Here is a 12,278-nt window from a genome sequence, read left to right as displayed (position 1 = left end):
GATTTTTCCTTAATCATTTTGCTTTAATAAATTCTGCGTTGCTTCTTGCACACTTTTACCCTTAAAAATTGCCACTACTTCATTTACAATAGGAGTATAAATTCCTTTCATTTTTGCTAATTTTTCTATAGCATAAGCAGTTTTTACACCTTCTGCTACTTCATTAAGCTCGGCTAAAATACTATCTAACTTTTGATTTTGCGCCAGTTTTAAACCCACTCTATAATTTCTTGATAAAACACTGGTTGCAGTTAAAAACAAATCCCCTGCTCCACTTAACCCTAAAAAAGTTTCTTCTTTAGCACCAAAAAATTTACCAAAACGGTGCATTTCTATAAGTCCTCTTGAAATCAATGCTGCTCTTGCATTATTGCCAAGTTTTAACCCATCACTAATCCCACTTGCAATCGCTAAAACATTCTTATAAGCACCACAAATTTCAGCACCACGCACATCATTATCAATATAAGTTTTAATAAAATCAGGGAAAAAACTCGCAAATTTTTTACAAAGCTCTTGATTTATCCCACTAATCATCAAAGCAGTAGGAAGTTTTTGCATTACTTCAGCAGCAAAAGAAGGACCGCTTAAAACACAAAAATTTTCTTTTGGCACAAAATCTAAAAAAATTTCATCTAAAAATTGACAACTTTGATCTTCTATGCCTTTTGAAGCAATTAAAATTTTTTGTCCTTTGTTGATGAAATTTTCTTTAAGCCAAGCACGCATCCCTTGAGAACTTAAAGCAAAAACAAGGTATTCACATTCTAAAGCTTCTTTTATGCTAACAAAATCTTCTAAATCACGCTGATGCAAAGAACTGATAAAACAATTGTGATTTTCTTTTAAGGCTAGATGTAAAGCACTGCCCCATTTTCCCGCACCAATAACCGCTATACGCATCAACCAAGCTTTGCTTTTAAAATTTCATTTACTTTTGCAGGGTTAAAAGCTCCCTTACCCTCTTTCATTGTTTGACCCACAAAAAATCCAAAAAGCTTGTCTTTACCGCTTTTATACTCTGCAACCTTATCAGCATTTGCATTTAAAATTTGTTCAATTACCGCTTCTATAGCTGAATCATCACTTACTTGCTTAAGTCCTAGCTTTTCTATAGCATCATCAATTTCCATGCTAGTATTTTCAAACACAAAAGCTAAGACATCTTTAGCCGCTTTTGCACTGATAGTGCCATCTTCTATGCGTTTAATTAAAACTCCAAGCTTTTGAGCATCTACGGGAGAATTTTCTATAGTCAATTCTCCTTTTAAAAGTCCCATAAGTTCAGTATTTAACCAATTTACACAAAGCTTAGGATTTAAATTTTGAGAAATAAGACTTTCAAAAAAACGACTCATTTCTAAAGAACTGATTAAAACCTCAGCATCACTTTCTTTTATACCAAGCTCGTCTATAAAGCGTGCTTTCTTCTCATCAGGAAGTTCAGGGATTTTAATATCCAAAAACTCATCTTTTAATAAAACAGGCAATAAATCAGGATCTGGAAAATAGCGATATTCTGCCGCTTCTTCTTTACCACGCATACTTCTTGTAACTAAATTTGTTGTATCAAAAAGTCTGGTTTCTTGAACTACTTCTTGTTCGTAAGTTCCATCTTCCCAAGCCTCACTTTGTCTTTTTACCTCATATTCTATAGCTTTTTGGATAAAACGAAAAGAATTAAGATTTTTAATCTCTACCCTAGTATAAAGTTTTGTATCACCCTTAGGTCTTATACTAACATTTGCATCGCATCTAAAACTTCCTTCTTGCATATTTGCATCTGAAATGTCTAAAAAGCGTATGATAGAATGAAGCTTTTTAAGATAAGCTACTGCCTCATCGCTACTTCTAAGCTCAGGTTCGCTGACAATCTCAAGCAAAGGAGTTCCTGCACGATTTAAGTCCACTTTAGAAAAATTATTTTCGTGGATATTTTTACCTGCATCTTCTTCTAAGTGTGCTCTTGTAATACCTATGCGTTTATTTTCACCCTTTACATTGATAAAAAGCTCACCCTTTTCTACTATAGGGATATCAAATTGTGAAATTTGATAAGCCTTAGGTAAATCTGGATAAAAATAATTCTTACGATTAAAAACACTTTTTTTATTAATTGTTGCATTGACAGCTTTTCCAAAAGCTATAGCTTTTTTTACAACCTCTTCATTTAAAACAGGCAAAGCTCCTGGTAAGGCCAAACAAGTGGGACAAACATTGGTATTTGGAGCTTCTCCAAAAGAAGTTGCACATGAGCAAAAGATTTTTGTTTTTGTATTTAATTGAGTATGAACTTCAAGACCTATAACTACTTCAAACATAAAATTTCCTTGAATTTTTAAATGCTTTATTTTATCTTTTTTTCTTTTAGAAAAGGCTTTAAATATTAGACTTTGATTTGTATTTGTTTAATTTTAAAATTATGAAATTATAAAACAACTATTTTTTCTGATTTTTAAGTTCATGGTTTTCTATAAACAACATAAAAACCAAAAATAAAAGCAGGCTAAAAATAAACCCCAAAACAAGATAAAAATAAGATATAAATTTAAAAAAGAGAAAAAAGGTGCACAAAAGCATTAAAGCTAAAGATGCACCTTTGAAAAATTCTAAAATATAGATCAATGACCTTCCTCAACAACAGTTGCACCCGCTAAATATACATAAGTTAAAATCATAAAAATAAAAGCTTGTAAAAATGCCATAAAAGTTAAAAGCACATAAGCAGGAAGTGGAGCTATATAAGGAACTAAAGCTAAAATTACCATCAAAAATAAATCGTCGCCTTTAATATTTCCAAACAAACGGAAGGACAAAGAAACCACACGAGAAAGATGAGAGACTATCTCTATAGGAAACATCAAAGGAGCTAAAAGTTTAATAGGTCCCATGAAATGAGCAAAATACTTTACAAAACCTTGCGCCCTAATACCCTCAAAATGATAATATACAAAAACTATAATAGCCAAAGACAAAGTCAAATTTAAACTTGCAGTTGGAGCGTGAAAACCAGGTATTATACCTATAATATTGCTAAAAAACACTATAATCCCCAAAGTTGCAACCAAAGGAAGATATTTTCTTGCACCTTTTTCACTTCCCATGGTGTCTCTACCCATAGATAAAACTCCCTCTAAAAAAGCCTCGCCTAAATTTTGCATACCGCGTGGAACAAGTTGCATAGAACGAGTAGCCATCATAGCCACTATAACAGCAATTAAAGCTACCAAACCTATGTGAAAAAAATAAGAAAAAGTATGACTTGCATCAAGCAAAGAGCTAAATAAAAATAAATCTTTCATGGTTTCCTCAAAAATTTTATTCTAAACTCGGAATTTTAGCAAAATCTTACTTATATTTTAATGAAAATTTACATCCATTCTAAAACTTGCGAAAGTTCTTTAGCAACAAAACACTTAAGCCCTATATCTTCCAAAGGCTTAGAAGGAACAATGGCATTTTTAAATTTTTGCATTTTAGCTTCTTTTAAACGAATATCAAGGCTAAAAACCTCTCTAATTTCTCCATTTAAACTAAGCTCCCCTATAAAAATACTATCTTTGCTCAAAGGGCGATTTTTAAAACTTGAAATAATAGCTGCAACCACAGCCAAATCCGCCGCAGTTTCGCTTACTTTTACTCCGCCACTAATATTTACAAATACATCATAATGTCCTAAAGGAATTTCAAGCTTTCTTTCAAGCAAAGCCAAAAGCATATCTAAGCGATTTTTTTCATATCCCGTAGCGCTACGCTTTGGATAAGAACTTTCACACACTAAAGCTTGAACTTCTAAAACCAAAGCACGAGATCCTTCCATCACAACACCTAAAGCACTTCCTGAAATAGCCTTTCCACGAGTAAAAAAACGATTTGCCAAATCTTTTGCGCTGATCAAACCTTTAGCAGTCATCTCAAAAATACCTACTTCATTCGTTCCACCAAAACGATTTTTAAAGCCTCTTAAAAGTCTGATTTCTTTAGTGGCATCTCCTTCAAAATAAAGCACCACATCTACCATATGCTCAAGAACCCTAGGCCCTGCTATAGCACCTTCTTTAGTAATATGCCCTATGATAAAAGTACTGATATTATAAGCCTTGCTAACACGCATAAGTTCAAAAGTAATCTCACGCACCTGAGTGATGCTTCCTGCTGCTGAAGTGATTTTATTTGAATATAGAGTTTGTATAGAATCAACGATAAGAATGCTATAATCTTTTTTGTGCAATTCTTCTAAAATATTTTCAAGGCAAAGTTCAGTAAGTAAAAATAAATTCGGAGTATTAGCCTCAAGACGATCAGCTCTTAATTTAATCTGGGTTTTACTTTCTTCGCCACTGACATAAAGCACTTTTTTACCCTGTTTAGCTAAATTTGAAGCAATTTTTAACAAAAGCGTAGATTTTCCCACACCTGGACTTCCGCCTATAAGCACTAAAGAACCTTCAACAAGCCCTCCGCCTAAAACCAAATCAAGCTCATTATCATCTGTGCTGTATCTTGTAAAATGTTCTAACTCCACATCTTCAATACAAACAGCCTCACTTGTTTTCATACTAACTTGTGCAAGCTCTTTTAAAACTTTAATTTGCTCAGCTTTTAATTCTATAAAACTATCCCAAGCTCCACAATCAGGACATTTTCCAAGCCATTTGCTTTGTTGATTTCCACAAGCTTGGCATTCAAAAAGTGCTTTATTTTTTGCCATTATTCAAAAATAGGATCTAATAAAGTATCTAAGTAAGCATTTGCATTAAATTCTTGTAAATCCGTCATTTGCTCACCCACGCCTACATAAAAAATAGGAAGCTCAAGCTCTCTTGCTATACTAAAAAGTGCACCCCCTTTAGCTGTCCCATCAAGCTTTGTGATAATCACACCATCAAGTTTTACAAGCTCATTAAAAGCTTTAGCTTGTAAAATTCCAGCATTTCCCTGTGTTCCATCTAAAACTAAAATTTTTCTATGGGGTGCACCTTCTAAAGCTTTGTTTGAAATTCTCACAATTTTTTCAAGCTCATGGGCTAAATTTTTTTGATTTTGCAAACGCCCTGCTGTATCGATAATAACTCTATCAAAATCCTTTGCTTTTGCTTTAGAAATGGTATCAAAAGCAACCGCTGAAGGATCATGCCCTTGTGCAGTTAAAACTATATCTACATCCACTTTTTGTGCCCAAAGTTTTAATTGTTCAATCGCACCTGCTCTAAAAGTATCACACGCTCCTAAAATCACTTTTTGATTTTGGTTTTTATATAAATAAGCAAGTTTGGCAATACTTGTTGTTTTTCCTGCTCCATTTACTCCTAAAATAAGTTCTACAAAAGGTTTTTCTTGATTGGTTTCTTTTTTTTCATAAAGAAAATAAGAACCCATAACACGCTTTAAATCTTCTTTTTTTACTTCATTTTGAGGTGGTAAATAATAAACTATCTCTTCAACTATTTCATAACTTACATCTGCTTCAAGCAAAATTTCTTCAAGCAAATCTTTGGTTATCTTTTTATTCTCTCCTTTAACTCCAATAATATTTTCAAGAGTTTTTGTAAGTCCTTTTTTAAAAAAATTAAACATTAAAGTATAGCCTTTTGTATATCGATTTCTAGCATTTCTTCAGGAATAAGCCCTAAATACTGATTAATCAATTTAGAATGCTTGTTGTAAAGAAACATGGTAGGAATTCCATTTACCCCACCTAAAACTTTAGCTAAAAGATAGTTATTTTCACCATTAGAGACTTTATAAGATATTTTATGTTGTTCTATAAATTTTTGAATCTCCTCATTAGACTTATCCTCTAATAAAACTCCAACTATATTAAAATCATTGTTATACTTTTCTTGCAGTTTGTTAAGATGAGGAATTTCGGCAATACAAGGAGTACACCAAGTAGTAAAAAATACAAACAAAGTTGCCTTATCTTCATCGTTGAAATTTAAAACGGCATTTTCTTTTTTTACTGAAATTGATCCTCCATCAATCAAATTAAGTTTAAAATTCATATCATCACTTTGATTTATACTTGCCTCGGTGCTTAAATTTACATCATTTTGCTGTTTTTCTTTATCATTGCTACAAGCAACAAATAAACAAGATATTACCACTAGTAAAAGTATTTTTTTAATTTTCATTATTTATCAATCCTTTATTCTTCTTTATAAAAATGCTAAAATTATAACATATATAAGATAATATTTTTTTAAAGGCATATTAATGGAAAAAACAGATTTTAGGGCATTGCAAAAAATACGCCTTTTCAAACATTCAAAACTAAATTTCAAACAAGATTATAAAATATTTAAAGAATGTCTTAAAATAATAAAACTATTTAAAGCTAAAAATATTTTAATTTTTATTCCTTTGCATTATGAACCAAACTTAATAAAATTTCGCCATATTCTTAATAAAAATTACAAACTTTTTGTTCCATTTATGCAAGATAAAAGTTTAAAAATTGTAAAATTAAGATTGCCTTTTATTAAAAAAAGGTTTGGGGTTTTAGAGCCTATAGATTCTTTTTTTAAAGCAAAAATTGATTTAGCCATTGTGCCTGTAATTGGCGTCGATAAAAATTTAAAAAGAATAGGACATGGGCAAGGTTTTTATGATAGATTTTTTGAAAATTTAAATTACAAACCTCATATAATATTTGTCCAAAGTATAGATGCTTTAAGTCAAAATAATCTAACACAAAAGCATGATATTTCAGGAAAATTATACATAAACCCTTATAAAAAATATTACAAGAAAGAAAGAAAAAATGATAGAATCACTTATCGCATTTATAGCCGCTATAGTCGGACTCGGTATAGGATATTTAGTTGCAAAAAAAATCAATGATGCCAAATATGAAATTTTCATAGAGCAAGCTAAAGCTAAAGCTAAAGCTATAGAATACGAAGCAGAGCTTATTTTAAAAGATGCAAAAAATTCAATTCTTAATGCAGAATTAGAAGTTAAAAAAAAATACGAAGAAAAAACTCACAAAATTCAAAAAGATTTTAATCAAAAATTTGATGATCTTTCTAAAAAAGAACAAAAACTTCAGCAAGAAGAAGAAAAACTAAAAGAAGATAAAGAATACCTTTGCAAGTCACAAAAACACATTCAAGACTTACAATCTGATGTTGATAAATTAAAAAATAAATATCAAGAAAAACTTGACGATGTTTTAAAAATTTTAGAACATTCTGCAGGACTTACACAAAATGAAGCCAAAGAAATCATTCTTAAAAAAGTAGAAGAAAATTCTCGCGAGCAAATTGCACATATAGTAAGAAAATATGAAGAAGAAGCAAAAAATGAAGCCAAAAGAAAAGCTAATTTCATCATTGCTCAAGCTACCTCTCGTTTTGCAGGTGAATTTGCGGCTGAAAGACTTATCAATGTTATTAACATTAAAAACGATGAACTTAAAGGACGTATCATTGGTAAAGAAGGACGCAATGTTAAAACCTTAGAAATGGTTTTAGGTGTTGATATTATCATCGATGACACACCAGGTGCTATTATAGTAAGTTGCTTTAATCTTTATCGCCGTGCTATTGCTACAAAAGTTATAGAGCTTTTAGTTGAAGATGGCAGAATTCAACCCGCGCGCATAGAAGAAATTCACGAAAAAGTATGCAAAGAATTTGATAGTGCCATTCTAGAAGAAGGCGAAACCATAGTTATGGATCTAGGTTTAAATAAAATACACCCTGAAATTGTAAAACTCATAGGAAAACTCAAATACCGAGCAAGCTATGGACAAAACGCTTTAGCACATTCTTTGGAAGTGGCTCACCTTGCAGGAATCATTGCTGCTGAATGTGGTGGAGATGAAAATTTAGCGCGTCGCGCGGGAATTTTACATGATATAGGAAAAGCATTAACCCATGATTTTGAAGGATCTCATGTGGATTTAGGTGCAGAACTTTGCAAACGCTATAAAGAGCATCCTGTAGTAATCAATGCTATTTACGCACACCATGGACACGAAGAAGCTACAAGCATAGAATCAGCAGCTGTTTGTGCAGCAGACACTTTAAGTGCTGCACGACCTGGAGCTAGAAGAGAAGTGTTAGAAGCTTTCTTAAGAAGAGTCAGTGAGCTAGAAGATATCGCTAAAAGTAAAGAAGGAATTAAAAATGCCTATGCAATCAATGCCGGAAGAGAAATTCGCGTCATAGCCAATGCTCAGCTTGTTAATGATGATGAAAGTGTACTTTTGGCTAAGGAAATAGCAGCTGAAATTCAAGAAAAAATGCAATATCCTGGCGAAATTAAAGTCAATGTTATACGTGAACTTAGAGCTGTAGAATACGCTAAATAAGGTTTATTATGCAAGATATGATTGATACTTTAATAAAATATGGTTATATTGTTTTATTCTTTTACTCTTTAGGAGGTGGAATGGTTGGAATTTTAGCTGCAGGAGTTTTAAGTTCTCAAGGAAAAATGGATCTTAGTTTTTGCATTGCTCTTGCTTTTATTGCTAATACCATAGGTTCAACTTTGCTTTTTATACTTGGAAAATATTATAAAAAAGATATTATGCCTTATTTTAAAAAACACCGACGCAAGCTAGCCCTTGCTATGATGAAAACAAAACAACACGGAATTATTTTATTTGTAACTCAAAAATTTATTTATGGTTTAAAAACTTTCATTCCCATAGCTGCAGGTATGGCAAAATATAATTTTATTAAATTTTTTATTATCAATACTCTAGCTAGTTTGGCATGGGCTATTGTTCTAGGTTTTGTTGCTTATACTTTTGGGTATGTTATTGAAGCAATTTTTGATAAACTGAGTTTATATCCTTATACTGCTCCTTTATTTTTATTATTTTTAGCTGGAATAATTTGGCTCTATTTAAGTAAATTTTCCAAAAAATAATGTCTCTATGGAATTCTTTTTCTTACTCTTTTAAAGAATTTCATTATTTATTTTTATCTGTTGTTATTATTTTTATTTTTAATATCCTTTTAGAATATAATAATTTTTTAAAATTTAAAAACCAAAAACATTACTTTATAAATAACGCTCTATTAACGCACCAATATACAAAATATAATAAAAAAAATAAAAAATACTGGGTTTTAAAGCTACAAACTGAAAACTTCACTTTTTATACTACAAGTTTTAAGGATTTAAATTTAAGCAAGAATCAACTTTTAAGCCTTAGAATTATCACCCATAATATTAACTTTAAAGACTATCTGAGCAAAAGTTTTTACGCACCTTCTTATGATTTTCAAAAATTAAAAGAAAAAGAATACAATCCCATTATATCTTACTTCTTAAATCAACATACAAATGAAAAAATTAAAGAATTTTATGGTGCTTTATTTTTTGCACTGCCCATATCTTTAGAGCTTAGAAACGATGTAAATTACTACGGCATAGCACACCTTATAGCAATTAGCGGTTATCACATAGGCTTGCTTTTTAGTTTAATTTTCTTTATTTTAGCTCCAATTTATAGTTTTTTCCAAAAAAGATATTTTCCTTATAGAAATTTACGTTTAGATTTAAGTATTTTAATTTTTACACTACTTTTAGCTTATGCTTGTTTAATAGGATTTGTCCCTTCTTTTGTGCGCTCCTTGATTATGGCTTTTTGGGTTTTTTATCTATTGTGTAAAAATATAAAAATTATTAATTTCTTTACGCTTTTTTGTAGTATTTTATTATGCATTTCTCTTTACCCTAGACTTTTATTTAGCATTGGATTTTTATTTTCTATTTTAGGTGTTTTTTATATTTTTTTATATATGCATCATTTTGCAAATAAATTTAATAATCTTATAAATATTATTTTGCTTAATATTTGGACTTTTTTTGCTATGGTTTTACCTGTGCTTTATTTTTTTCCACTTATAAGCTACCAACAAATTTTAGGTATTATTTTGAGTGGAATTTTTGTAATATTTTATCCTTTAGTATTATTTTTACATCTTATAAACTATGGAGATTTGTTCAATTTTATCTTAGATGAATTTTTTAAATTTAAAATTTATGGAACTAATATCCATATCCCATTTTGGATTTTTATAAGTTATCTTATTGTTTCTTTAATCTCTGTGCGATTTAAATATCTAGCTTTTCTTTGTATTTTTGCGAATTTTATTCCCTTCATTATGATTGTGATTTAGAAAATAATAGAGTTTAAGCCCAAAAAGATAAATAATCCAAGAAATATAAATCCAAATAAAAAAGAATAAAATAGTAGAAAAAGATCCATAAACACTAGCGTATGTTTTATTATATACCACATAATATACAAACAAATTTTTTCCTATATACCAAATAGCACCCGCTCCAAAAGATACTAAAGCTAAACTTCTAAGAGTTCCCTTATGAACAGAACTTGAATAAGATATAAAAAATAAACCCCAAATAATTACAAAGGGTAAAATTTCAAAAAAATTAAACCCTATTTTATAATCATCTAAAGTTTGTTGGATAAAACCTGAAATATAAAAACTAAGCCCAAGCCCTAAAGGAACAAGAGTCAAAAGAGTCCAATAAGAACTAATGCTTTGCCAAAGTCCTTTAGGTTCATTTTTAGTAATACGATTGATTACAAAATCATAGCCTGAAAAAAAAGCTAAAGAAGTAAATGCCATAGCAATAAGACCTACAATACCCAAATTTACACTATTTTTTAAAAAAGTATCGATGTAAGTAGCAACAACATCTTGTTGCGTTGGTATTAAAAAAGCAAAAATTACTTGCTTTGCTTTTTCATAATAAGCTTTAAAACTAGAAATTTGCGTAAAAACAGAAAAACATACAAATAAAATAGGTATTAAAGATAATACAGTATAAAAACTAAGCGCTGCTGCATAATTTAAAATTTCCTTATCACGCAAATTTAGCAAAATAGTAAAAAAATTTTTCACCTTCTAAAGTCCCATTTTAAAAGGATTTAGTATATTATTTGGATCAAAAGCTTTTTTAATATTTCTCATTAAATTCATTTCGGCTTCAGAAAAAGCTAAATTCATAAAAGGTGCTTTAGAGAGTCCGATACCATGCTCTCCGCTTAAAGTTCCTCCAAGTTTCACTGTTAATTTAAAAATCTCTTCCACAGCTTCATAGCCTTTTTTCACTTGCTCTTGATCATTTTTATCAGGAACCATCACATTAGTATGCACATTTCCATCCCCTGTATGCCCAAAACAAGGAATTTTAAAACCATATCTTTTAGAAATCTCATCTATACCTTCAAGCAAGGCAGGTAGTTTAGAACGCGGAACTGTAATATCTTCATTAAGTTTTAAAGTTCCATACATGGCAATGCTTTGAGAACAATTTCTTCTAGCAAACCAAATATCTGCGGCTTCTTGTTCGTCTTTTGCTATTTTAAATTCACTAGCTCCAGCTTCTAAAAAATAATGTTCTAAATTTCTTAAATCCTCATCAATAGCTTCTTTAACATTACCATCCACATCAGCAATCAAAATAGCACCAGCTTCTATAGGCAAACCTTTATTAAATTTACTCTCAACCGCTCTAATGCTAAGATTGTCTAAAAATTCCATAGATACAGGACTTACACCGCTAGCAAGACTTTTGTAAACTGCATTCATAGCACTTTTTACACTTGGAAAAATAGCAAAAGCGGTTTTTTTGAATTTAGGTAAAGGCATTAATTTTAAAGTAAGCTCACTTAAAACTGCCAAAGAACCTTCACTAGCGATTAAAATTCCTGCCAAATTATAACCTGCCACATCTTTAATAGTGCGTTTTCCTGCACGAATGATTTCTCCGCTAGGCAAAACAGCCCTTAAAGCCATCACATAATCTTTTGTAATGCCATATTTTGCAGCTCTCATTCCCCCAGCATTTTCGCTTACATTACCCCCTAAGCTAGAATACTCCATGCTAGCAGGGTCAGGCGGGTAAAAAAGTCCGTATTTAGCCACTTCTTTTTGTAAATGTATATTAATAACCCCAGGTTGCACAACAGCCACTAAATTTTCAAGATCAATTTCCAAAATTTTATTCATATGCTTTTCAAAAGCAAGCACCACACCGCCATTAACAGCTAAAGCTCCTCCTGTAAAACCAGATCCTGAGCCTCGTGGTATGACTATGATATTATTTTCATTGCAAAATTTTAAAATTTGAGCAATATCTTCTTCATTTCTTGGAAAAAGAACCCCATCGGGTAAATAATGTTTTTTTGTCGCATCATAGCTATAAGCTCTTTTGTGAATTTCATCAAAATAAGCGTTTTCTTCTCCTAAAAATCGTTTAAAATATTGTTCAAATTCTTTTTTCAT

At 30.8% G+C, this 12,278-nt stretch carries 13 protein-coding genes; 4 read left to right on the top strand and 9 right to left on the bottom strand.

Translation table 11 applies throughout. The features are described 5' to 3' along the window. Nucleotides 1-9: 9 nt before the first annotated feature. From AJ887_RS09715 to AJ887_RS09685, 7 genes are all read right to left on the bottom strand, one after another. Entirely contained in the window at nucleotides 10-906 is an 897-nt protein-coding gene (locus AJ887_RS09715; protein WP_074468983.1) for an NAD(P)H-dependent glycerol-3-phosphate dehydrogenase, read from the bottom strand. Next, a complete protein-coding gene (gene gatB, locus AJ887_RS09710) occupies nucleotides 903-2,321 on the bottom strand; it encodes an Asp-tRNA(Asn)/Glu-tRNA(Gln) amidotransferase subunit GatB (RefSeq protein WP_070240412.1) in 1,419 nt (472 codons plus the stop codon). The genes AJ887_RS09715 and gatB overlap by 4 nt, the downstream gene beginning before the upstream one ends. A 118-nt stretch (nucleotides 2,322-2,439) precedes the next feature. Beyond that, nucleotides 2,440-2,625, bottom strand: a complete 186-nt coding sequence (locus AJ887_RS10540) for a hypothetical protein (protein WP_053872368.1) — start codon at nucleotides 2,623-2,625, stop codon at nucleotides 2,440-2,442. Then, complete coding sequence (locus AJ887_RS09700; protein ID WP_002858390.1) at nucleotides 2,622-3,302, bottom strand: F0F1 ATP synthase subunit A; 681 nt, start codon at nucleotides 3,300-3,302, stop codon at nucleotides 2,622-2,624. The genes AJ887_RS10540 and AJ887_RS09700 overlap by 4 nt, the downstream gene beginning before the upstream one ends. A 68-nt stretch (nucleotides 3,303-3,370) precedes the next feature. Further along, nucleotides 3,371-4,711 carry a DNA repair protein RadA gene (gene radA / locus AJ887_RS09695; protein WP_070240411.1) on the bottom strand — a complete coding sequence of 447 codons (1,341 nt, stop codon included), beginning with the start codon at nucleotides 4,709-4,711 and terminating at the stop codon, nucleotides 3,371-3,373. Beyond that, nucleotides 4,711-5,577, bottom strand: a complete 867-nt coding sequence (gene ftsY, locus AJ887_RS09690) for a signal recognition particle-docking protein FtsY (protein ID WP_002861907.1) — start codon at nucleotides 5,575-5,577, stop codon at nucleotides 4,711-4,713. Before ftsY ends, radA begins: the two co-directional genes overlap by 1 nt. Beyond that, entirely contained in the window at nucleotides 5,577-6,134 is a 558-nt protein-coding gene (locus AJ887_RS09685) for a TlpA family protein disulfide reductase (protein WP_070240410.1), read from the bottom strand. The genes ftsY and AJ887_RS09685 overlap by 1 nt, the downstream gene beginning before the upstream one ends. A gap of 82 nt (nucleotides 6,135-6,216) precedes the next feature. Here AJ887_RS09685 and AJ887_RS09680 point away from each other — a divergent pair, with 82 nt between their 5' ends. Genes AJ887_RS09680 through AJ887_RS09665 form a run of 4 tightly spaced genes read left to right on the top strand, consistent with a single transcriptional unit; the run spans nucleotide 6,217 to nucleotide 10,142 of the window. After that, on the top strand, nucleotides 6,217-6,843 hold the full coding sequence (locus AJ887_RS09680; protein ID WP_044779072.1) for a 5-formyltetrahydrofolate cyclo-ligase: 627 nt from the start codon (nucleotides 6,217-6,219) through the stop codon (nucleotides 6,841-6,843). Continuing rightward, the gene (gene rny / locus AJ887_RS09675) at nucleotides 6,764-8,317 is read left to right on the top strand and encodes a ribonuclease Y (protein WP_070240409.1); all 1,554 of its coding nucleotides are present in this window, start codon (nucleotides 6,764-6,766) and stop codon (nucleotides 8,315-8,317) included. Before AJ887_RS09680 ends, rny begins: the two co-directional genes overlap by 80 nt. An 8-nt stretch (nucleotides 8,318-8,325) precedes the next feature. Then, a complete protein-coding gene (locus AJ887_RS09670) occupies nucleotides 8,326-8,883 on the top strand; it encodes a DedA family protein (protein WP_070240408.1) in 558 nt (185 codons plus the stop codon). Further along, nucleotides 8,883-10,142, top strand: a complete 1,260-nt coding sequence (locus AJ887_RS09665; protein WP_070240407.1) for a ComEC/Rec2 family competence protein — start codon at nucleotides 8,883-8,885, stop codon at nucleotides 10,140-10,142. The genes AJ887_RS09670 and AJ887_RS09665 overlap by 1 nt, the downstream gene beginning before the upstream one ends. On the opposite strand, the gene AJ887_RS09660 is transcribed toward AJ887_RS09665, so the two are convergent. Both AJ887_RS09660 and AJ887_RS09655 read right to left on the bottom strand, forming a co-directional pair. Then, complete coding sequence (locus tag AJ887_RS09660) at nucleotides 10,086-10,892, bottom strand: YihY/virulence factor BrkB family protein (RefSeq protein ID WP_002870834.1); 807 nt, start codon at nucleotides 10,890-10,892, stop codon at nucleotides 10,086-10,088. The two genes, AJ887_RS09665 and AJ887_RS09660, sit on opposite strands and share 57 nt — an antisense overlap. A gap of 3 nt (nucleotides 10,893-10,895) precedes the next feature. After that, nucleotides 10,896-12,278 carry an FAD-linked oxidase C-terminal domain-containing protein gene (locus AJ887_RS09655; protein WP_002861914.1) on the bottom strand — a complete coding sequence of 461 codons (1,383 nt, stop codon included), beginning with the start codon at nucleotides 12,276-12,278 and terminating at the stop codon, nucleotides 10,896-10,898.

It is taken from the genome of Campylobacter sp. BCW_6466, from assembly GCF_001762835.1.
GTDB lineage: Bacteria > Campylobacterota > Campylobacteria > Campylobacterales > Campylobacteraceae > Campylobacter_D > Campylobacter_D jejuni.
The sequence above is the reverse complement of the archived record's forward strand: the minus strand, read 5'-3'. Positions and strand labels throughout refer to the sequence as shown.

Coding starts and splice junctions, on each gene's coding strand:
- gatB (WP_070240412.1), bottom strand. CDS start 2,321: ATGTTTGAAGTAGTTATAGGTCTTGAAGTTCATACTCAATTAAATACA.
- AJ887_RS09700 (WP_002858390.1), bottom strand. CDS start 3,302: ATGAAAGATTTATTTTTATTTAGCTCTTTGCTTGATGCAAGTCATACT.
- radA (WP_070240411.1), bottom strand. CDS start 4,711: ATGGCAAAAAATAAAGCACTTTTTGAATGCCAAGCTTGTGGAAATCAA.
- ftsY (WP_002861907.1), bottom strand. CDS start 5,577: ATGTTTAATTTTTTTAAAAAAGGACTTACAAAAACTCTTGAAAATATT.
- AJ887_RS09685 (WP_070240410.1), bottom strand. CDS start 6,134: ATGAAAATTAAAAAAATACTTTTACTAGTGGTAATATCTTGTTTATTT.
- AJ887_RS09680 (WP_044779072.1), top strand. CDS start 6,217: ATGGAAAAAACAGATTTTAGGGCATTGCAAAAAATACGCCTTTTCAAA.
- rny (WP_070240409.1), top strand. CDS start 6,764: ATGATAGAATCACTTATCGCATTTATAGCCGCTATAGTCGGACTCGGT.
- AJ887_RS09670 (WP_070240408.1), top strand. CDS start 8,326: ATGCAAGATATGATTGATACTTTAATAAAATATGGTTATATTGTTTTA.
- AJ887_RS09665 (WP_070240407.1), top strand. CDS start 8,883: ATGTCTCTATGGAATTCTTTTTCTTACTCTTTTAAAGAATTTCATTAT.
- AJ887_RS09655 (WP_002861914.1), bottom strand. CDS start 12,278: ATGAAAAAAGAATTTGAACAATATTTTAAACGATTTTTAGGAGAAGAA.